This window comes from Clostridiaceae bacterium HFYG-1003, assembly GCA_024579835.1.
In the GTDB taxonomy this organism is placed as follows: Bacteria; Bacillota; Clostridia; order Clostridiales; family Clostridiaceae; genus JG1575.
This window is the reverse complement of the sequence record CP102060.1, coordinates 1,728,137-1,749,693: the sequence shown is the minus strand read 5'-3', so window position 1 is coordinate 1,749,693 and position 21,557 is coordinate 1,728,137. Positions and strand designations below refer to the sequence as shown.

The following is a 21,557-nucleotide window of genomic DNA, read 5'->3' as shown; positions in this document are numbered from 1 at the left end:
TTTAAGAGAGACAGTGAAAAAAGAAAATCACTGTTGATCATAAAGGGGGCATTTTTATGTCGTACCGATCAAAACGAAGTCCTGAGGAAATAATACAAATCCTAACGGATTATCTATCCGGTAAACTGTCCATGATCGATGCAGCCAATATGGCTGGAGTGGATAAGAGCACAATACGCGGCTGGGTGAGCCTTTATCAGCAAGAAGGTTCGTTGGGACTGTTGAATACAGGCTCTCAGCGAAGCTACACTGCGGCCTTGAAACTGGCAGCAGTCAAGGCCTATTTGTCAGGAAAAGGAAGTTTGCGAGACATTTGTATAGAGTATAAAATTCGCTCCGAAAGACAGCTCAGAGATTGGATTAAGGTTTATAATAGCGGCAAAGACTTCAATAATCGAACAAGAGGAAGCCGCATGAAATCAAGTCGCAAGACTACCCAGGAGGAACGACTCAAAATTGTTCGGGAGTGTCTGGAGTTAGGTCGGAATTACACAGAAATTGCACAAAAGTATCAAGTCAGCTATCAGCAAGTCTACGGATGGGTGGAAAAATACATTGCACTTGGAGAAGCCGGACTGGAAGATCGACGAGGGAAGCGAACAGCCCAGCAGGAAGCCAGGACCCCCTAGGAAGAGTTAAAGATCGAGAATGACCTGCTGTTGAAAGTATAATTCTGTGAAATTCTTATTCTTTTTCGTTGTCCTATTGACGGGATGCACACCAGCCCGTCTGGGAATGATGGTGGTTCTTCATTTTAAACAAATGATTAATGTATGTAGTTATAATGAATTTTTCGGGATTTTCTTGTCAGGCTGCGGCTTACAGAGTATGATTGATTGGTACAGAAACTGTACCAATCAAATAACTTGTCGGAGGTGTATTATGCAAATAAGTAACAAGTTAAACACAGCTGATTTTGTAGAGCTCCAAAAAATATTGATGGAACACTACAAGCCGGGTGGCGGTTTTATCTTTGTGATGAAATACCTGGTGAATTTTCTCTATGCCCTGGTAGTTTTCCTGGGATTCTATTTCATTTTGCAGCGAATTGCTCAAGTGGACAATCTCATCGTTCCTGCCATCGCCGGACTCATTGTGTTTGTACTGTTGCTCTATTATCATCCCAGAATTTTAAAAAGCCGTCTGATGCGGGCGATTGAAAAAGCCTATGCCAAGTCAGACATCCGGGTGGAACGGGATCTGACCCTGACCAAAGAAGGATTTCTCAGCAGGGATGAGAAAGAAGAAAAGTCATACCAATGGACAGATTTTGATCGCTATGTTCGCAGCGCCAACAACTACTTTTTAAAGTTGAAGAATGCGGATGAAGGGTTCATTATTAAAGGCGATCATTTAACGAAAGAAGAAACGATGATGCTGGAAGATTTTATGTCCGGCAGCGGATTAGCCATCGAGGAGAGAAATCATGCAAAATAGTGAAAACAAAAGACAAGTCAGTCGAGTAAGAGAAATCGTGTTTATGGGTATAATGATTGCCCTGGATGTACTGGCCGTACGCTTTCTTAGCGTAGAAACACCAGTGATGCGGGTCGGACTGGGATTTTTGGCGAACATTATCGCCGGAATGTATCTGGGTCCGGCAAGAGCAGGCATTGTGGGACTGTTGGCCGATCTGGTTGGATTCTTCATGTTCCCGAAAGGAACCTTCTTCCCAGGATTTACGATCTCAGCCGCTGTGAATGGAATTCTGGCGGGATATTTCCTTGAAGGCAGGAAATCCGCTAATTTCAAGTGGTTTGTGTCATATGCCATCCTGTCCACGTTGCTGGTGGATACGCTGATGAACACGATCTGGCTGGTCATGATGCTTCATAATGGCGATATGTCCTTCTTCTGGACCCGCCTCAGCATCCGGATTCCCAATCAGGTGGTCGTCACCGCGTTGAAGATCATCATGGTTCCCCTGTTGTACAACACAGTATTTAAACGGCTGCGTGCTGTCGGGGTTGAACGTCCCGGCATCCGCGAGGGTTCAGCAAAATCGATCAATTAATGGGATGAAATCCCTGAAACTTTCCTCAAAGTCTGCCTGGCTTTCTTGTCAGGAAAAAAGTTGCATGGCCTAAATCAAGGCTGATGCAACTTTTTTCGATTTTAGAACACTATAAATAGAACACCTGTGCTCATTTACGAATAAAAATTGTTAGTTATGCCAAAAGTAGGTATAATAAAAGAAGCGAAAAGCAAGTCAAATAAAGGTTGGGAGCGTTTTTATGCCAATCACTGAAATAGAAAAAACCTCATATAACGTGACGGATCTGACCAGTCTGGATAAACTGGAACCGGTTCGGATCCGTCCGGGAATGTACATTGGAAATACCGGCAGTCGAGGCCTGCATCATTGCCTCTGGGAAATTCTGGATAATGCCATTGATGAAATAACCAATGGCTATGGCGACACAGCCACAGTCATACTACACAAGGACCGATCCTGCACGGTCATGGACAACGGCCGGGGAGTACCAACGGGGATCCATCCGACCAAGAAAATCAGCGGGGTCGAGATGGTCTATACCGAACTTCATACCGGGGGAAAGTTCAATAACAAGAATTACAAAACTGCGGGCGGCCTCCATGGTGTTGGGGGGTCGGTTGTAAATGCATTGTCGGAATGGTTTGAGGTAGAGGTGCATCAGAATGGGAAAATCCATTTCATGCGGTTTGAACACGCCTTTGACAAGAAGTTTGGCCGTCTGATGCCGGGAACTCCGGTTACGAAACTGGAAGTGACCGGTAAGACACAGGAATCCGGTACCAGAGTTCATTTTCTGCTGGATAAAGCGGTCTTTGGGGATCATCAGTTCAAGCTGGAACCCATTGATGAGCGCATGAAGGAGCTGTCGTTCCAGAACAAGGGAATTACCCTGAAACTGATCGATGAGCGGGGACCGGAAGTGATTGAAAAAACCTATCATTCCGAAAACGGTCTTCTGGATTTCATTGCCTATCTGAATGAGAGCAAATCACCGATTCACGACAAGCCAATTCTGTTCGAAGGTGAACGAAAAATCAATGAGCAGAATCTGGTGGGAGAAGTTTGCATCCAGTTTACGGACAGTGCGTTGGAGACGATCGCATCGTATGTCAATAACATTCCAACGTCAGAAGCCGGTACTCACGAAACCGGTTTTAAAACCGGCATGACCCGTGCGTTCAAAGAAATGGGCAAACGGTTGGGTCTGCTGGCACCAAAGGATGATTTTGAAGGGGATGACCTGCGCGAAGGCATGACGGCGATTGTCAAGGTACGGCTCACCAATCCGATTTTTGAAGGCCAGACCAAGAACAAGCTGGGAAACCAGGAGGCACAGACTCTGATGGCGGACCTCACTTACACCAAGCTGTCCGAGTGGATCGAGGATAACAAGGACGTGGCGGCCCTGATCGTAAATAATGCCGTTGAAGCGGCCAAGCGGCGGGAGAAGATCAAGAAAATCGCCGATCTGGAACGTAAGAAGATTGGAAAGGGAACCAGTCCGCTGGCCGGAAAAGTCATGGTCTGCAACGGCCGGAATCGGGCCATCAATGAATTCATCGTGGTAGAAGGGGACTCCGCCGGCGGGACGGCCAAAAAAGCCCGGGATGCCAGTTTCCAGGCGATCATGCCATCCAAGGGCAAGATCATGAATACGGAGAAGCAGAAACTCGAGAATGTCCTGGCATCGGAGGAGCTGAAAATCTTCAATGCCGCCATTGGCACGGGTACTCTGGATAATTACCGGGAAGAAGATTTAAAGTACAGCAAAATCATCATCATGAGCGACGCCGATGTCGACGGATATCACATCCGCACCCTGTGGATGACCTATATTTACCGCTACATGCGCCCCCTCATCACCAACGGCCACCTCTTCCTGGCTCAGCCTCCCTTATTCAAGGTGTATAAGAAAGTCAGGGAAAAGGGCAAGGAAAAAGAAATCAGCAAATACTGCTTCAACACGGATGAACTGGAACAGGTCAAGAAAGAAATTGGTTCCGGATATCAGATTCAGCGCTATAAAGGACTGGGGGAAATGAATGAGGATCAGCTTTGGGACACAACCCTGAACCCTGCAACCCGCACCCTCTACAAGGTCACCATCGAGGATGCGGCCAAGGCCGAACGGATGGTGTCTCTGCTGATGGGAGATGTGGTGGAACCCAGAAAGAATTATATGTACGCCTACGCAGAATTTTAAGGAGATCACAGCATGTCGAAAAGCATAATACCTAAGGATCAAAATATCATCGATCTCCCGCTGGAAGAGGCGATGCCTGACAATTACCTGCCCTACGCCGTAGAGGTAGCCAAGGACCGTGCTCTGCCAGATGTGCGGGACGGACTCAAGCCGGTTCATCGGCGGATTCTATATGGAGCCTATCTGCTGAAAGCCTACCCGGATCGAGCATACATGAAGTCAGCTCGAATTGTCGGTGACATCATGGGTAAGTTCCATCCCCATGGCGACTCATCCGTCTATGATGCCATGACGATTCTGGCACAGGACTTTTCTACCCGTATTCCCTTAATCGAAGGCCAGGGCAACTGGGGTTCCATGGACGGAGACTCAGCCGCAGCCATGCGTTACACCGAGGCCCGCTTGTCCAAAGCGGCCATGGCCCTGATCGGAGATATTGATTCCAATACAGTGGACTTCGTCAATAACTACTCAGATACCGAGACCGAACCGGTCGTCATGCCCGCCAAATTCCCCAACCTACTGGTCAACGGGTCCTTTGGCATCGCGGTGGGTCTGTCCACCAACATTCCACCCCATAACCTGGGAGAAATCATCGATGCCACCTGTGCGCTCATTGAAAACCCTGAGCTCACAGTGGAAGGGCTGATGAAGTACGTACCCGGTCCGGATCTGCCCACCGGCGGAACCGTTATTGGGCGAGACGGGCTGAAGGCGGCGTATGAAACCGGAGAGGGCAAAGCGGTTCTGCGGGCTAAAACCCAGATCGAAAAGTTGGACAACGGACGTCTGGGCATTGTTATTACTGAGTTTCCCTATCGCAAGAACAAAGCCCGCATTCTTCAGACCATCTCCGAAATGACCGGCGATAAAAAGCATCAGAAGGCCCTGGAGGCCATTACTGACATCCGGGATGAATCCGGCCGGGCTGGTGTCCGGGGAGTCATTGAGCTGCGCAAGAGTGCCGGGGAAGAGGAAGCGGATCGGGTCCTGAAGTACCTTTTAAAGAAAACGGATCTGCAGAGCAATCTGAACTTCAACATGGTAGCCATCGATAAAGGCAAACCAGTCACCTTTGGCATGAAAGGAATTCTTTCAGCTTATATCGAGCATCAGCGGGAGGTTATCACCCGACGCACTCAGAATGAGCTGGAAATCGCCGAACGTCGGTTCCACATCGTCGAGGGCTTTATGCACGCCATTGATGTCATGGATGAACTGATTATCACAATCCGGGCATCAAAAAACAAAGCGGATGCCAATTCCAACATTCAAAAACAGTTCGGTTTTACCGAGATGCAGGCGACTGCCATCCTCGAATTAATGCTGTACCGACTCACCGGACTGGAAATGAGTGCCTTCCTAAAGGAACACGAGCAGCTGGCCAAACTGATCAAGAAGCTGAAGGGAATCCTGGCGGTTCGGCGCAAGCTGGACGATCTCATCGTGGCGGAGCTGAAGGAGACCAAGGAACAGTTTTCGAATGAGCGCAGAACTCTGCTCATCGATGATGAAGGGGAAGCAGCCATACACGTTGAAGAACTGATTGTAGTGGAAGACTCCATGGTGACCCTGTCGCTGGAGGGATTCATCAAGCAGATGCCGTTGAAGAGCTATCACCGCTCATCAGCCGATCCGGCTTCCATTGAGTACCGGGAAGGTGATCAGCTGATCGCTCACTTTGTGACGAATACCCTGGATCAGGTGTATTTGTTTACGAATCTGGGCAATCTCTTTCAGCTGGAATCCAAACGAATTCCCGAAGCCAAATGGAAAGACAAGGGCACCCGCTTTGATGAATTCCTTCGCACCAAGCTGGATGATGAGGAGAAGGTCGTAGCGGCTTTCAGTCTGCCCCGGATCAGTGAGGCCATGATTTTTAAGTTCCTCACCGACAAGGGCCGGATTAAGCGAACCCTGGGCGAAACCTATAATTCGAAATATACGAAGCTGGTTGCCCTGAAACTGGCACCTGGCGAGCGATTATACGGAGTTCTGATTGAAGAGGGTCAAAAGCTCATCGATCACCGTACTCAGCCGCTTGTTCCCACGGCGTCAGGCCAGATGCAGGAAGAGGATTCCATGATCCTGACACAGATCAATCCGGAAGAAGACTGGTCTGGAGAAAACGGGGCAGTGTCCGTTGAGTATCAGCGATTCCCAGAATTCTTAAGCATAACCACGGAACAAGGACTCACATTCAGCGTGCCGGAGGGCGAATGCGAGGTGCGGGATAAGATGGTTCTGCCAGATCGCTTTGCTGTTATACCGGAAAAAGATCGAATCGTGCAAATCCGCTATGTATTTGACTATGAGATCAAACCCTACGAGCTGGAAGTAACCGACCGTGGAGAAATCAAGCCGATTCAGGGAAAACGCAAGACGGCAGGATTCGTTTTAAGAGGCGATTCATATTCTGAACTGATTTTCCTGACAGCAGACGGCATGGGACACAAGCTTCCGGGCTACCTGTTTGAGAACCTGAAAAGTCCGGTGCATTTATCCAGCCTATTCGATTTTGAACCGAGAAAACGACGCATTGTGGGAGCATTCACCGGAGACAGCAGCCAGTTGATCGAGGAAGAAATCATCCTGGCCACAGCCAGGGGACTTATCAAGAGAACTCTGCTTCACGAATTCCTGTCTGCTCAGGACAGTTTTCCAGTGGTGAAGTTCAGGCATCCGAAGGATCAGCTGGTATTTGCCCAGGTACTCTCCAATCCCTCGGAGGTGGTTATTCTGCTGACGGAGCGCGGCATGGCCATCAAGTTCTCGGCGGAAGGAGTATCCCAGATGGGACGCACCGCCGGCGGCGTACAAGGCATGTCACTAAAGGAAGAGGATCAGATTGTCTGGGGAAGTTTGGAAATGGGCTATAAGACGCTGGAGCTTGAAACAAACCGGGGCGGGAAATCAGAGGTCAAAGTAACCTCCATTAAAAATCAAAACCGGGCGGGAAAGGGTTCCAACATCATGAAAATGGTGCTGGATGAAACGATCAGCAAGGTGACGCCAAAATAAGGTCCGATGCTTTGAGGCTGAATCCGCTCATCGAAAACAATGAATGATGGATCATTCCCGTCATGATTCACGGAAACGCCCAGGATTCGTCCTCGATCCGTTCGGGATCCGTTCATGAATTGTCCGGGATTTTTTGGGGGTATTTCCGGGATGTTTCCGGCTTACTTCCGGGATATATTAACAGTCGAAAGAGCTCAAGAACATAAAAACAATCTATGGCAGGAGGTGCAGTATGAAAAAAGTAGCATGTTTCTTTGCAGATGGATCAGAGGAGCTGGAACTTATTGCGGTCGTCGATGTTTTGCGCAGAGGTGGTGTGAAAGCGGATTTAATATCAATTTCTGGTCCTATGCCGGTGTCGGCTCATGGAATCTCAATCAAGGCGGATTATCAGATGGATGCCATTCAAATCGAAGACTATGATGCGATCTTCATTCCTGGAGGTTCCAAGGGGGCGGAGAATTTAAGCAATCATCCCGAAGTGTTGAAAGCGATCCGTTTGTTCCACACTCAGGCCAAGCTGGTGAGCGCGATTTGCGCAGGACCGGTCGTGCTGGAAAAGGCTGGAATCCTGGCAGGGCATCATGGCACGTCCTATCCAGGATTTGAGGGTGAACTCAGTTTTAAGGTCTATGAAGAGAAGCTGGTTGTGGCATCGGAAGGGGTGGTTACTTCCAGAGGGCCGGCTACTGCACTGCTGCTGGGATTTGAGCTGCTCAGGCAGTTGGATCTGACAGAGGATGCTCAAAGAATCTGGAAGGGCATGCTGATGCCGCAGTTGGCGCAATCGATCAAGGATCCGGAAATCAGATCATGAGTTTAAAGCCTGGTACAAAAGGAAAACGAATTGGCTGGTTTTGTACTCGGAGCCGTTTTATTGGCAGTTGCCGTGTTCTTTGGCGGAAGTCAGATGGCGAAGGGAATCTCGGTGGGTTCTGTTGACCTGAATAAAATAAACGATGGAACTTACACGGGGGAAGCCACCTGGAACCCGGTTAAAGTTCGAGTGCAGGTTACAGTCGAGAATCATCGAATGACCAGAATCGACATATTGGAGCATACCAATGGGATAGGATTTCGTGCGGAAGAACCGGTTCGTCAAAGCATCTTGGATCGTCAACAGCCCAGCGTGGATCATGTGAGCGGTGCAACCATCAGTTCCAAGATTATCATGAAAGCGGTAGAAAATGCATTAAAACCATAACATTAGAGACATTGATACAGGATATACTGTGTCAATGTCTCTTTTTTGTGCGCCCGGCATGGGCGATAACTTGGTGGTGAAAGTCCACTACGCGCTCGGTAGCAGGAAGCGTTAGCCGAAGGCAAGGGTGTCCATCGCGAGGTGGAATCTGAAGGCAGCCGGATGTCAGGGCGAGGAGTTCTGGCGGGCAAAGTTCTGGGCCGACGAACAGAAATCTCATATAAGGCCACAACCGGAGGACGACTCTGCAAGACAAGAAGAAGTCCAATGCTACCCGGATCCGGACATTATGTTTAAATTGTGGTAAATGGGACGGCTACATGGAATGAAGGTTATCGTTCTTACCCGGGGAGGTCTCACAGACATCCATCAGGAAATCCGAAGGATGGAGTAAAGCTTGCTGTGAGAAGTCAGCCGAGGCCATAGTACCAGGATTTTTTTTTCTGGGAAGGGCTGAACAATCGTAAGTCTTAAGTAACGACTCAGAAGGAGGTCGACGTGTGAAAGCAGAATACCGAAAGGGCTGCCTGCAAAGGGATAGTGCGGAACACAAAGAGTATGCAGGAGCGCAGAGCGTCGAGGCTCGGAAAAGGAGCGAACAAGGCGGTGCTAAGGACCTGTTGGAGGAAATTCTGGATAAGAGAAATCTGTTCGAAGCCTACAAAAGGGTCAAGGACAACCGCGGAGCACCTGGCATCGATGGAATGACCGTCGAGGCGGTACTGCCATGGTTGCAGGAGAATGTGGAAGAGCTCAGGCAGAAGATCCGGGAAGGGAAGTATAAACCCGACCCGGTTCGACGCGCAGTGATTCCCAAACCAGATGGAAGCGGCGAACGCATGCTGGGGATTCCCACGGTCATTGACCGAATACTCCAGCAAGCCATTGCCCTCAAACTGACCCCGATCTTCGAATCGGTGTTCGCGGATGAAAGTTATGGTTACCGACCGGACCGGAATTGTCAGAAGGCCATGGCGAGAGTCAAGGAGTATGCAGACGAAGGCTACATCCATGTTGCAGAAGTAGACTTGTCCAAATACTTCGATACACTCAACCACGAACTGCTGATGAATCTTGTTCGTCAGCAGATCCAGGACAAACGAGTGACACAGCTCATAAAGAGTTATTTGAAAAGCGGAGTCATGGAAAAAGGGGTGGTCACCGAAACGGAGGAAGGTTCACCGCAAGGCGGGCCGCTCTCCCCCCTGCTGGCTAATATCTACCTGAATCAATATGACTGGGAGATGAAGCGCAGAGGGGTGGCCATTGTTCGGTATGCCGATGACATCGTGGTACTGGCAAGGAGCCAGCGAGCCGCCGAGCGTCTGTTGGAATCCAGCAGAAAGTACCTGGAAGAGAAGCTGAAGCTAAAACTGAATCAGGAAAAGAGCCGGGCCATCAGTATCTATTCGAGGAAGTTCAAGTTTCTGGGCTACGCCATGGGCAAGAATAAGAATGGAAACTACATACGAGCCCATAAAAGCTCCCTGAAGAAAGCCAGGCAGAAGTTGAAGGAGAAAACCAGGCGCAACCGGGGAAAGAACGTACGAGAAGTCATGAAAGAGGTCAAAGCCTATATCACAGGCTGGCTGAACCACTACTACATCGCTTCAATCAAGAACACGCTGATTGAGTGGGATAAATGGCTTCGAAGACGACTGAGAATGTACATCTGGAAGCAGTGGAAGAAACCCAGAACAAGGGTGGATAACTTGCGGAAACTGGGAATCCCGGCATGGCAAGCCTACCAGTGGGGAAATTCCAGGCTGGGATATTGGCGTATTGCCGGAAGTCCGGTCTTGGCACGCTCCATAACAAACGAAAAGCTCGTACAGGCAGGATACTTTGAAATCCTTAATCAGTACGAGCGAATGCGTAAGCACTAAAGCGATTGAACCGCCGTATACCGAACGGTACGTACGGTGGTGTGAGAGGTCGGTAGCTGAATTAATCAGCTACCTCCTACTCGATTCAATTAATCAGTTAAAATGTCACTGGATCGGAGAAGAAAAGTCGAAGTTTAGCAACGCTTATGAATAATTTATGAACATATATGAACGAAAATGAACGAGATTATGTTAATTGATAACGCTTCTCATTAAGAGGTTGATAATTCATTCGCCTGAAACTATCTTTCATTTCAACTCGGATGGTTATGTCAATCAGGAAAATAAAAGGTGGAGAAAATTAATTGCAGCCGAACATCGGAATAACCAGCAAAGAAAAAACCTTGTTCAAATATATTATTCAAGAAATGTCATGATAAGGAAGGAGATTATAAATAATCCATTGCATTATAATTATATTTTAATTTTAATTTCTTAAGAAGGTTACTTCCTACTTTGACAATATGGCGAAAGTAAAATTGCGGATACTCCTATAATACTTATTATGAAAAATTGAGAATTTAACATTTCGTTAAAAATGAAGGTGTTAAGATTGAACGAATAAAATTAATAATTAGACTAAAATAGTTAACGAGTTTCATGGTTAATCACAACTATTAATATAGTATAATCAAATTAAGCAATTAACTTTCTCTCATACTGCTGTCGGACCCACCCAATCAGAGGTTCTGATTTTGCCATCACTAACGGATAAATATTGAATAAAAGGAGAAAACTTATGAAAAAGATGTCTCGCAAAGGGTTTCTTTCTCTGGTTCTTCTTTTCGCTTTTCTTCTCACAAACTTTTCTCCAGTCTTTGCAGAGGTAAATGATGTTCAAACTGCCCCGGAAACCGAGATTACGGAAACGATCTCGTCCGACGCAGCAACAGAAGTGCCTGCAGAAGAAAATCAAAGACTAAGAGCAATGTAAGTGAATAATCCATTCAAGTGCAAAGAAAAACAAACCTTGTCCACACATACTGATAGATTATAAATATCTTAGATCTTGGAAGATATGACCGTTATTCACCTGGATATAAAAAAAGAAGTATATGAAAATCACAATGGTCAAGTATAAGACTGCGTGAAGTTTACATCATTTTATTAAGCATTCGATTAATAACATGCCTGATAATTGCTTTGATTTCATTGAATAATGTAATTTTAATAAAACGTTCAACTTGCCTATACTTAAATCTAATAGGAGTCTATAATCAAATCAAACGGAAAATCATAAAAAATAGAGCGTGTCAACCCCCTTTAAGTATTGATTATTTCGACGGCTCAATGTGTTTTTGATTTTCTTTCGACATGAGATGGAATAAACTCAACTTTAATTCGTGCAACAGCATATTTATTGAGGGCGTCAAAGCATCACCAGGAGATCAAAGGTAAAAAAAAATTAGTTCGTTTCGAAAACGTATACAGAATGGCTTCGGATTCTCACATTTGGATATATTCTGAACGCCATCCTGAGAAAATAGATATTGGAGGTGGGTACTCTGGTTTCTTTGAAAAATGGATTCATGGTTGAATCAAAGAATCAAGGAAATGTGACAATTTAACTGAAAGGAGTTGAGGTTATGAGTGTAGATTTCAGAAAAACCGGAAAAAATCTGCTGTCACTCTTTCTGCTGTTTACCTTCTTAATGGGCTTCCTGCCATTCGGGATGACATTAAGAGCAGAAGAGTCAGGCGGAGAGATTGAGCCTGCAATGAAGGTTCAAATTACAGCCGATGTGAAATGGGTCGACGTCCCGGATGGGGTGGATGTTCCTGATATCAGCATTCAGTTGAAGAAAGGTTCAGAAGTCCTGGAAGAAAAGATTCTTTCATCCGGAAATACGACTGTCCATTTCGCGGAGGTCGACAAGTTTGACTCCGAGGGCAATGAGATTGCATATTCCCTGGCTTTGGATAATGTGGAAGGGTTTGAAACCGAAATCAATGGTTATACGGTTCAGAACACTTACATTAAACCTGCCGTGCCAGAGCCCGCAGAGGAAAACCCGCCTGCAGATGAAGTAGCTCCCGGAGATGAGGAACCTCCCGGAGCGGAAGACCCTCCCGGAGCGGAAGACCCTCCTGTCGAACCACCGACTGAACCGGAGCCTCCTCCGGTAGAAGACCCCCCAGCTGTGGAAGAACCTCCGGCAGAAGAACCACCGGCAGTTGAAGAACCACCGGCAGATGATCCACCAGCTGTTGTAGAACCACCGGTCGAGAATCCACCGGCAGAAGATCCGCCGGCAGTGGAAGAACCACCGGTTGAGAATCCGCCGGCAGAAGTCCCTTCGACAGAAGAAGTACCAGAAAATCCTGGAACAGATCAAATTGGCCAACCGGTTGGACCGGATCGACTGATTCTTGGAACGATCGTATCCGATATTCCGGTTTACGAAACCGTACCATTGCTGAATAAATCCACTACAAATTCAACAACATCACTACCATCAGCATCGGTATCAGCCACCATGGTATCTCCGACAATTCCTGGACAGGTTACGATCGACAAGTACGCTGTACCGGTTCCTGGACTGGTCAATACCTGGGATGTCACACTCCGGATTGAGGGTATGGAGACAGCCAAATCTTCGGATATTGTGCTTGTAATCGACCGCTCCGGCAGTATGCTTGGGACAAAGCTTTCAGGAGCCAAGACCGCTGCGAAAGCCTTTGTCAGTGCTCTTGCCGATGATCCTAATACAAGAATCTCATTAGTGTCCTTTGCTTCAGCTTACAATGGAGCAACAACAGTCACCACTCATACCGGTTTGCTGAATGTCAACGTTGCGGCCAACCGGACAACACTGAACAATGCGATTGACAGTCTGGTTGCTTTGGGAGGAACCAATACCCAGGCAAGTATTCGAGCCGCCTCTCAAGTTCTTGCAACCAGCACAGCCGACTATAAGAATATCGTATTGCTGTCCGATGGAGAACCAACCCAAAGCTATCAGATTAACAATGTGCTGACAAAACTTGAAGCCTATGGACAAAATGAAACAGTTGAGTCTGGTGGCGGAACCTACACCGCATATGTAGCTAATCGTACGAGAAGCAATCTGCTGGCAGCAGATTATGACTATACTGCTATGAGAGGTTACGGATCGGCTGCCTATACCAGAATCGGCGATTCGGGTCAAAATTACTACAGTCACGGCAACAGTGCCATTGCGCAGGCCGCCATGTTCAAGTCGTTGGGTGCAGATCGTATCTTATGGACCATTGCACTGGAGACTACAGCGTACGGTAATTCGGTTCTGGAAAGCATTGCTTCGCCTGGCAAGGACTTCACCGCCCAAACCAGTGATCTGAACACGATCTTCCTGCAGATTGCCGGATCGATCAATGCTGCCGCCCGCGATATCACAGTCGACGACCCGATGGGGCTGGGCTTCGAAATCCCGGCAGCCAATGTGGGCGATATTGTGGTTTCCCAGGGCAGTGCAACTTATATCGGCGGTGTGATCAGCTGGAACGTAGGAGATCTGTTCAAACCGATCTCCGCTGGCTCGAATATCAAGTATGCCGAAATGACATACAGGGTATCCATCACCGATGACATTCTCTTGTTGCTGGTTCCGCCCGATGGCAGGTATCCCACGAACGGAGATGCGGATGTGACGTTTAAGGATTCCAACGGGGCGACACAAACCGTCGACTTCCCGATTCCAAAAGTCAATCCGATTTTCCTGAAAGTGAAGAAGACTTTGCTGGACGCAGCTGGCACTGAGATTCTGGATCCCGCCCGTTCATTTGATATCAGAATCAAGAGTGACAATACCGACGGCGACGTCATTTATCCGGAATACGACCACATCTATACCTTGATTCCAGGACAGTCGATCATCAAGACGAACTTGCGACTGGCAGACATCTATACCGTCAGTGAGACGGCGGCAGATTATGACATCACAATCAAGGTAAACGGAACGGTTGTCAGTACATTTGAGGTACTGCCTCCGGCAGGCACCCCACTGGCTGATACGGGACAGAATGACATCGAAGTGGAAGTCATCAACAAGGAAAAACCCTTAGGCAAACTGATTTTGAAGAAAGTCCTGGTGGACGAAAATGATGTTCCGATCATGAATGATACCAGAGAGTTTACTTTCACCATCACCGGACCTGCGATCCCCGGCGTTTTTGACGGCGAGGAAACCAGGACGCTGAAAGGCGGAGATACAGTTACCATCGAAGGCTTGAGATACGGCACCTATACGGTCGTTGAAACAGACCCCGGACTTGGATTCACGGTAACCTCTGTGCCGATGGATGGAAAAGCTACACTGGCCTGGAACAGTAAGGAAGGAACCGTCACAATCACGAATAAATATGTCAGCCCGCCCCGAGATGTTGTGGCGAAAAAGATTTGGGAAAATGGTCCTGAAGAGGATCATGTGCCTGTCACCCTGACGCTGTATCGTCAGATCGGACTGAATCCCAAGGAAGAAGTCACTGGCGTGACACCGGTCATCGTTCCGGCAGCGGGTCCGGCCACTGAATTTGTCTACACCTGGTCGAATCTGCCCAAAACGGATGTTCATGGCGTCGAGTATATCTACACCGTAGATGAGCTTGTCATTCCAACAGGATATGATAAGTCAATCAGTGATGACGGACTGACCGTGACAAACAAACGAAAAGTCAGCTCACTCCAGCTCCTGAAACTGAATGTTGCCGGAGCACCGCTGCAAGGAGCTGAATTTGAACTTTACCGCAAAGTAACCGAGACGGAACCGGGAGCGATTCTGTTTGAAGATGAAAACGGAGACCCGCTGTACGGTATTAAGGTGAACGGCACCCTGATTACGGGACCGGATGGAAAATCCCAGATTATAGCTGATCTGGAAATCGGAGAGTACTTCGTGATTGAAACAAAAGCTCCGGTTGGCTACTACATCCACAAGCATCCGATTGAATTCAGAATTGTCGCAACGCTCACCTTAAATGTCATCGAAATCACGAACGAATTAGCCCCCATCATCCCGCTGACCGGTGGAATGGGAACCTGGCTGTTCACCATTCTTGGTGTGGGACTCATGGGCGGTGCCTTGTTCGGGATCACAAAATCCACGAATAAATCCAAAGGAAAGGAAGAGAGCAAGATGAAAGGACGTAAACTTTTCAGCATCCTAATGACATTCCTGATGTTGTTCGTATATGTACTGCCTGTCACTGCTTCAGCTGACCCGGCACCTGTCAATACGACGGACGTTACCATCCATAAACTGGAACTGTTCAGCGATTTCACACCGGTTAAGCATAATGGAACAGAACTGGATGAGACTGCATTGAATGGGATCTTCGGTTCCGGCAACTACAAGATGCTCCCAGGCGTTGTATTCAGTTACTGGATTGTCACTGAATCAGATACACTCGAAGAACTCAATGACAAATTCGCAGCCAATTTACTGGGTCCTCCTGTTGGTGTATTGGCGGCAACCGATAACAACGGTGAAGTATTCATTGACAATCTTCCAGATGGTTACTACTATTTCCGCGAGACATTTACTCCGGCTAATGTAACCAAGCAGATTGCAGTGCCTTTTATTCTGGGACTGCCGGTCATGAATGCAGCCGGAACAGATTACATTTCGGACCTTCACATTTATCCCAAGAACCTTACTGTCCGCGGTGCGGTTGTACTGACGAAGTATGCCGGACAGATGAGAGTGCCTGGCGCAAAGTTTAGATTATATAAAGGTGTAGCACCAGGTGGAGGTGAGTATGATCCGGAAGGAACGGCTCCTCCTGTTGAATTTATCACCGATGAGAATGGATGGATTATTGTAAATAACCTGCCGGTTGGAGACTACTATTTTGTTGAAACCTTTGCTCCGGATCCGTACCTGCTCAATGATACACCGATTCCATTCACGATTACTGCAAATGGTAAGGTCGAAATAACTCAGGGAGACCCTGATGTCCTGGTTACGACGGGCGATGTTAAGCGCGTGAGCCTCGATAACTTTGAGGGACCTTACATTGATAAATCTGTTATCGAGATTGGAACAACCGAAGGTTCCGGTGACTTCAATGAGCCGCTCGATTTCTTCCTGACAATTGAACTGCCTGCAGACATCCTCAGTTACGACAGCTTGAAGGTTAGTGATACTTTAGAAGCCATGTTAGATTACAAGGATTCGCTGGTTATTTCCGGAAGTACTAATGGAAGTACCTATAATCCGCTCGCTCCGACGATGTACACTATTCTGAGTCAGCCGGCACCGGATGGCCATGGACTGCTGGAAATCTCTTTTGATCCTGATGAACTCTTCATCATGGATGATGATGTCAAAGTTCCAATGATTAATCTGAGAATCTCTTTCAAAGCAGCCATTAATGAAACGGCCATTATGGGACAGGGCATTCCGAATGATGCAACCGTATCATACAATAACGGATCCACGGACGGCCATGATGATTCCAATGAAGTCAAAGTTTACACCGGAGGCAAGAACTTCATCAAACGGGACAGCAAAACGGAAGCTCCTCTGGCAGGAGCAGAGTTCGCGGTGCAGAATGGAGCCGGTCAGTTCCTGAAGATTGGTGTCAATGGAGAATACATCTGGGTAGCTACTAAAGACGATACGACCTTCCGTCTGATCTCAGGTGCCGATGGAAAATTTGAGATTAAAGGCCTGCAGTATGACCTTGAACATGGTACTACCTACTATCTGGTTGAGACCAAGGCGCCAATGTCTGCGATGGGATATCCTTACAACCTGATTAAGGATCCAATTCCTTTCGTGGTCAACGCAACGAGCTACTACTTAGACCCAACCATGATTGAGTTAGGCAGCGATCCAGCTAAAGCAACTCCAATGACCGTGCTCAATATCCTTGGACCGCAGATTCCGCAGACGGGTGGAATCGGAACCATGCTCTTCACCCTGATCGGTGGAGGTCTGATGGGTTCGGCTGTTCTTCTGAACAAGAAGAGAACCAGAAAATAGCCTGACAGTTCAGTAACGGAACGGGCGAATGCATTGCATTCGCCTCTTCCATACAGTTCCCAGCACTGGAAGCTGTATGGAGGAGAACTCTGACCATGGACACAGAATTTGACGAATTCCGGAAGGAGCTGATGAAATGAGCCGAGAACCGAACAACAACCATTCATCCTCACGGCGCAAAATTCTTTTGATTCTTGTGTTCGTTCTGGGTCTGTCCATCTTTTTGTATCCTACCATCAGCAATTTCATAGTGGATCGGAAACAGGAACAGATCATTAAGGGATATCAGGCAGATGTCGAACGATTGAAGGCAGAAGAAAAGAAGCGACTGAGAGAGGAAGCCGAAGCCTATAACCGTCGCCTGATGCACGGTACCGTCATTGAGGATCCCTTTGCGATTAACCGTCCTCAGGAATCCGGCATCAGTTATATGGACATGCTGAACATTGGAGAGGTCATGGCCTATCTGGAAATTCCGGACATTGATGTTTATCTGCCGATTTATCACGGAACAAGCGACGATGTTCTCAACAACGGTCTGGGTCACATCGAGCAAACCTCTCTGCCGGTGGGAGGCATTGGCACCAACTCCGTGATTACAGGACACCGGGGACTGCCGACTGCGCTGATGTTTCGAAATCTCAATGAGCTGAAAGCAGGGGAGATCTTCTATCTTCACAGTCTGGATGAAGTATTGGCATATCGAATCTTTGAGACAGTCATTGTCCCACCGAATGATATCGAAAGACTTCGGATCGATGAGGACCGCGATCTGGTAACCCTGGTAACCTGCGATCCCTATATGATCAACACCAACCGGCTGCTCGTCCGGGGAGAGCGAACCGATTATGTACCACCTCCGACCGCAGGGGAGGGAACCAGCACAACGACTGGCGTGGCCAGTGTCCCTTCACAAACAATGGTTCAGGCAACCATTCCGCCACAAAGCAGCACCGTGACTCCGCAGCCAACTGCCGGAACACCGTCAGCTCCGGGAACTCAACCTCTGCTGATTGGATTGGCAGCTACCGGTGTGGCAGCCATTCTGGGCTGGCTCTTCTGGAACCGGCGAAAACAGGAAGAAGGTGAGGAGCCATGATGAAGAAGCGGTTGTCTTACATCATTTTTCTGGTTGGACTGACCGTATTTATGTATCCTCATGTGTATAACATTCTCTTTGAGGTTCAGAGCATCGAAGCCTACCAGGAATATGAAGAAGCGGTTCAGGAGATCAGCGAATCGGAAGAGCAGGGGTATCTGCAGCAATTCCGGGAATATAATGAGAAACTGGCGCAGGGATACTTCAATGAGGATTTCGCAGATCCGTTTCTGCAAAACCTCCCGGTGGAAGTGACGGGCATTCAGCAACCCGGTCCCGCGGTGACAGGACCATCCGGCCAGACCCTGCCGGGCAACCCGTCGAGCGGCGGAACCGGCGGGAATCAGACCCCAGCGAAAGACCCGCAATGGAGTGATCCCTATCCGATTCTTTCGACCAGCTCCTATCTCCCCAATGGGGCGTTTGGTTATTTGGATATTCCGAAGCTGGGGGAGAAACTCCCAATCTACCTGGGAGCAACATTCTCCCATTTGGAACGGGGCGTAGCCCAGCTGGAAGGGACTTCACTCCCGGTTGGTGGAATTGGTACCAATTCTGTTATTGCGGGACATCGCAGTCTGGCCAGAGGAGCGCTGCTGTTCAAGCATCTGGACAAGCTTCGGCCCGGGGATCGTTTCTACATCCAGATCTTCAACCAGACACTCACCTATGAAGTGATAGGTTCGGAAGTGATTCTGCCTTATCAGAGAGATAAACTGACCATCCAGCCTGGGCGCGATCTGGTGACGCTTTTAACCTGTACCCCCTACGGCCAGGTCACACACCGACTGCTGGTTTATGGAATGAGGGCGGAATGAGAGGAGAGAAATCATGAATTCTGAAGTTTTCAACGAAAAGATGATCAGTTATCTGGTCGTGGGAATCGGTTCCCTGCTTTGGATTATTGTGTTTATTCTGCTCATCCGAACTTTCCGCAAGAAATAGAGAATGCCCTGCCGGTTTTCCGGCAGGGCATTCTCTATTTTCACTATCTGGTTTTTGTATTATCTATTCTACCGTGACTGATTTTGCCAGGTTTCTTGGCTTATCGACATCGAAGCCCTTGAGCAGAGATACATGGTAAGCCAGGAGCTGGAGCGGGATGATTGCCAGCACCGGGGTGATCAGATCATGGGTATCCGGCAGAATGAAGACTTCATCGGCTGCGTCCCGGACGATATCCAAGTGTTTCTCCATGGTCAGGATAAGGTTCCTGGAACCTCTGGTTTTGACCTCATGGAGATTGGAAACCATCTTTTCTACCAGATCCGACTGAGTCACCGGACTGATCACGACAGTGCCGTCTTCAATCAGCGCAATCGGGCCATGTTTCAGTTCTCCTCCGGGATAGCTCTCAGAGTGAATGTAGGTTAGTTCCTTAAGTTTCAGGGAACCTTCGGTGGCAGTGACATTATCCAATCCTCTTCCGAGGAAATAGACATCATGGACTCGGAACATGGTTTCGGCATAGGCTCTGACTTTCTCGTTCATGGCCAGTGCTTCTTCCACTTTTTCGGGAAGATTCAGCAGAGCGCTCTTCAGTTCATCCAGATCGGAACCCTGGCTGATGTTCAGGATTTCGGCGAACTTCATGGCAAGGGTGTACATGGCCACGAGCTGGGTCAGATACGCCTTGGTCGAGGCGACGCCGATTTCCGGTCCAGCCCAGGTATAGATGACGTCATCTGCATCCCGGGCAATGGAAGAACCAACGACGTTGGTCACGGCAATAACCCGTGCCCCTTTGGCTTTGGCGTCCCTGAGGACGGCAAGGGTATCGGCGGTTTCCCCGGACTGGCTGATCACGATGACCAGGGTCGCCTGATCCACGATAGGATTCCGGTAGCGGAACTCTGACGCGACATCGACTTCGACTGGTATGCGGGCCAGATTTTCAATGGCTTTTTTCCCAGCCAGGCCGGCATGGTAAGCTGTGCCGCAGGCTACGATGTAGATCCGGCGGTAGGCTTTCAGCTGTTCCTCGGTCAGTTCCAGCTCATCCAGTCGAATCGGGTTGCCGGGCTGAATCCGGCCGGTCATGGTATCGCGCAGCGCTTTGGGCTGCTCATGAATTTCCTTCAGGGTAAAATGGTCATATCCGCCTTTTTCAGCCAGTTCCGCAGTCCAGGTAATTTCATGAATATCCTTCGTGAGCGGATTGAGATCATAATCATAGAAGTTCATGGCATCGGCGTTCAGCACGGCGATTTCCTGATTATCCAGATAAACGACCTGTTTGGTGTATTTCAGAATCGCCGGGACATCACTGGCAATGAATCGTTCTTTGTCACCAACTCCGACAATGAGAGGGGAATCCTTGCGGACGGCAATCAGCTGGCCTGGCTCGCCCTTTGAGAGAATGCCCAGCGCATAGCTGCCCTTGAGTTCCTTCACCGTGCGGGCTACTGCCTTAAGCAGACCGCCTTCCTTACTGAGATAAAATTCAATGAGATTCGGAATAACTTCCGTATCGGTGGCACTGCGAAATTCGATGCCTTCTGCCTGAAGTTTCGACCGCAGTTCATTGTGGTTTTCGATAATGCCGTTATGAACCACCGCAATATTGCCGCTCATGGAGGCATGCGGATGGGAATTGATGTCACTGGGAGCTCCATGGGTTGCCCACCGGGTATGGCCGATGCCGGCATGACCTTCCAGATGGTGATGTTCCAGTTCCTGAGCCAGATTCTTCAATCGGCCTTTGGCCTTTGACATGCTGAGCTCTCCGTTTTTCTGAATGCAGATTCCGGCTGAGTCATAGCCGCGATACTCCAGTTTGGAGAGGCCCTCCAAAAGAATCGTTTCTGCCTGCTGTTGTCCTAAGTATCCTACAATACCACACATAGTCTGTTTCCTTTCCTGTCAAAAAATTGCAGGGGCAGCCTGGTCAGATCTGTCACCGAAGTTGCCTTCGGGCTTTGCTGACTGTTATCGGAAGCTGTCATTCCGTGGAGCATCCGCCGAATTTTCGATCACTCCAACCTCGTCAACCCCAAGGGGTTCTGGCGCTTGGTTCGTCCGTAATTCCTATAATAAATTCCTGCTCATTCATTATATTGAAATTAACTACGCAATACAAATCAAATTATAAATAATATCGTGCTAAATCCTCTTTTTGTTAACACCTCTCCTTCATAGATGGCTTGATTCTGCCAATGCATTAACGATTAGCCTTTGTTCAGA

The 21,557-nt window shown here is 48.3% G+C and carries 13 protein-coding genes; 12 read left to right on the top strand and 1 reads right to left on the bottom strand.

Translation table 11 applies throughout. The annotated features are described in order from the left end of the window. The first annotated feature begins 56 nt into the window (after positions 1–56). The 12 genes from NQU17_07865 to NQU17_07810 all read left to right on the top strand — a co-directional run bounded on the left by NQU17_07865 (position 57) and on the right by NQU17_07810 (position 19,192). The gene (locus NQU17_07865) at positions 57–629 is read left to right on the top strand and encodes a helix-turn-helix domain containing protein (GenBank protein ID UUM10604.1); all 573 of its coding nucleotides are present in this window, start codon (positions 57–59) and stop codon (positions 627–629) included. 253 nt (positions 630–882) lie between these two features. Beyond that, positions 883–1,437 carry a hypothetical protein gene (locus tag NQU17_07860; protein ID UUM10603.1) on the top strand — a complete coding sequence of 185 codons (555 nt, stop codon included), beginning with the start codon at positions 883–885 and terminating at the stop codon, positions 1,435–1,437. Continuing rightward, positions 1,427–2,014: a folate family ECF transporter S component gene (locus NQU17_07855; GenBank protein UUM10602.1), complete on the top strand. Its 588-nt coding sequence runs from the start codon at positions 1,427–1,429 to the stop codon at positions 2,012–2,014. Before NQU17_07860 ends, NQU17_07855 begins: the two co-directional genes overlap by 11 nt. A 220-nt stretch (positions 2,015–2,234) precedes the next feature. Continuing rightward, positions 2,235–4,199, top strand: a complete 1,965-nt coding sequence (locus NQU17_07850; protein ID UUM10601.1) for a type IIA DNA topoisomerase subunit B — start codon at positions 2,235–2,237, stop codon at positions 4,197–4,199. A gap of 12 nt (positions 4,200–4,211) precedes the next feature. Beyond that, on the top strand, positions 4,212–7,220 hold the full coding sequence (locus NQU17_07845) for a DNA topoisomerase 4 subunit A (GenBank protein ID UUM10600.1): 3,009 nt from the start codon (positions 4,212–4,214) through the stop codon (positions 7,218–7,220). Positions 7,221–7,452: 232 nt separating this feature from the next. Then, positions 7,453–8,037, top strand: a complete 585-nt coding sequence (locus NQU17_07840; GenBank protein ID UUM10599.1) for a DJ-1/PfpI family protein — start codon at positions 7,453–7,455, stop codon at positions 8,035–8,037. Positions 8,038–8,067: 30 nt separating this feature from the next. Continuing rightward, complete coding sequence (locus NQU17_07835) at positions 8,068–8,424, top strand: FMN-binding protein (protein UUM10598.1); 357 nt, start codon at positions 8,068–8,070, stop codon at positions 8,422–8,424. Between the two features lie 500 nt (positions 8,425–8,924). Next, positions 8,925–10,310, top strand: coding sequence for a group II intron reverse transcriptase/maturase (ltrA, locus tag NQU17_07830; protein UUM10597.1), 1,386 nt, complete (start codon positions 8,925–8,927; stop codon positions 10,308–10,310). Between the two features lie 739 nt (positions 10,311–11,049). Continuing rightward, on the top strand, positions 11,050–11,244 hold the full coding sequence (locus NQU17_07825) for a hypothetical protein (protein ID UUM10596.1): 195 nt from the start codon (positions 11,050–11,052) through the stop codon (positions 11,242–11,244). Positions 11,245–11,896: 652 nt separating this feature from the next. Further along, positions 11,897–17,275: a SpaA isopeptide-forming pilin-related protein gene (locus tag NQU17_07820; GenBank protein ID UUM10595.1), complete on the top strand. Its 5,379-nt coding sequence runs from the start codon at positions 11,897–11,899 to the stop codon at positions 17,273–17,275. A gap of 136 nt (positions 17,276–17,411) precedes the next feature. Continuing rightward, positions 17,412–18,374, top strand: coding sequence for a class C sortase (locus NQU17_07815; GenBank protein UUM10594.1), 963 nt, complete (start codon positions 17,412–17,414; stop codon positions 18,372–18,374). Continuing rightward, a complete protein-coding gene (locus NQU17_07810) occupies positions 18,371–19,192 on the top strand; it encodes a class C sortase (GenBank protein UUM10593.1) in 822 nt (273 codons plus the stop codon). Before NQU17_07815 ends, NQU17_07810 begins: the two co-directional genes overlap by 4 nt. 190 nt (positions 19,193–19,382) lie before the next feature. Here the strand turns inward: NQU17_07810 and glmS are convergent, their stop codons facing one another. Continuing rightward, positions 19,383–21,218 (bottom strand): glutamine--fructose-6-phosphate transaminase (isomerizing), encoded by a 1,836-nt coding sequence (glmS, locus tag NQU17_07805; GenBank protein ID UUM10592.1) that lies wholly within the window; start codon positions 21,216–21,218, stop codon positions 19,383–19,385. Positions 21,219–21,557 lie beyond the last annotated feature (339 nt).

What these genes read in the sequence shown, in the direction of transcription:
- NQU17_07865 (UUM10604.1), top strand. Translation starts at nt 57, where the DNA reads ATGTCGTACCGATCAAAACGAAGTCCTGAGGAAATAATACAAATCCTA.
- NQU17_07860 (UUM10603.1), top strand. Translation starts at nt 883, where the DNA reads ATGCAAATAAGTAACAAGTTAAACACAGCTGATTTTGTAGAGCTCCAA.
- NQU17_07855 (UUM10602.1), top strand. Translation starts at nt 1,427, where the DNA reads ATGCAAAATAGTGAAAACAAAAGACAAGTCAGTCGAGTAAGAGAAATC.
- NQU17_07850 (UUM10601.1), top strand. Translation starts at nt 2,235, where the DNA reads ATGCCAATCACTGAAATAGAAAAAACCTCATATAACGTGACGGATCTG.
- NQU17_07845 (UUM10600.1), top strand. Translation starts at nt 4,212, where the DNA reads ATGTCGAAAAGCATAATACCTAAGGATCAAAATATCATCGATCTCCCG.
- NQU17_07840 (UUM10599.1), top strand. Translation starts at nt 7,453, where the DNA reads ATGAAAAAAGTAGCATGTTTCTTTGCAGATGGATCAGAGGAGCTGGAA.
- NQU17_07825 (UUM10596.1), top strand. Translation starts at nt 11,050, where the DNA reads ATGAAAAAGATGTCTCGCAAAGGGTTTCTTTCTCTGGTTCTTCTTTTC.
- NQU17_07820 (UUM10595.1), top strand. Translation starts at nt 11,897, where the DNA reads ATGAGTGTAGATTTCAGAAAAACCGGAAAAAATCTGCTGTCACTCTTT.
- NQU17_07815 (UUM10594.1), top strand. Translation starts at nt 17,412, where the DNA reads ATGAGCCGAGAACCGAACAACAACCATTCATCCTCACGGCGCAAAATT.
- NQU17_07810 (UUM10593.1), top strand. Translation starts at nt 18,371, where the DNA reads ATGATGAAGAAGCGGTTGTCTTACATCATTTTTCTGGTTGGACTGACC.
- glmS (UUM10592.1), bottom strand. Translation starts at nt 21,218, where the DNA reads ATGTGTGGTATTGTAGGATACTTAGGACAACAGCAGGCAGAAACGATT.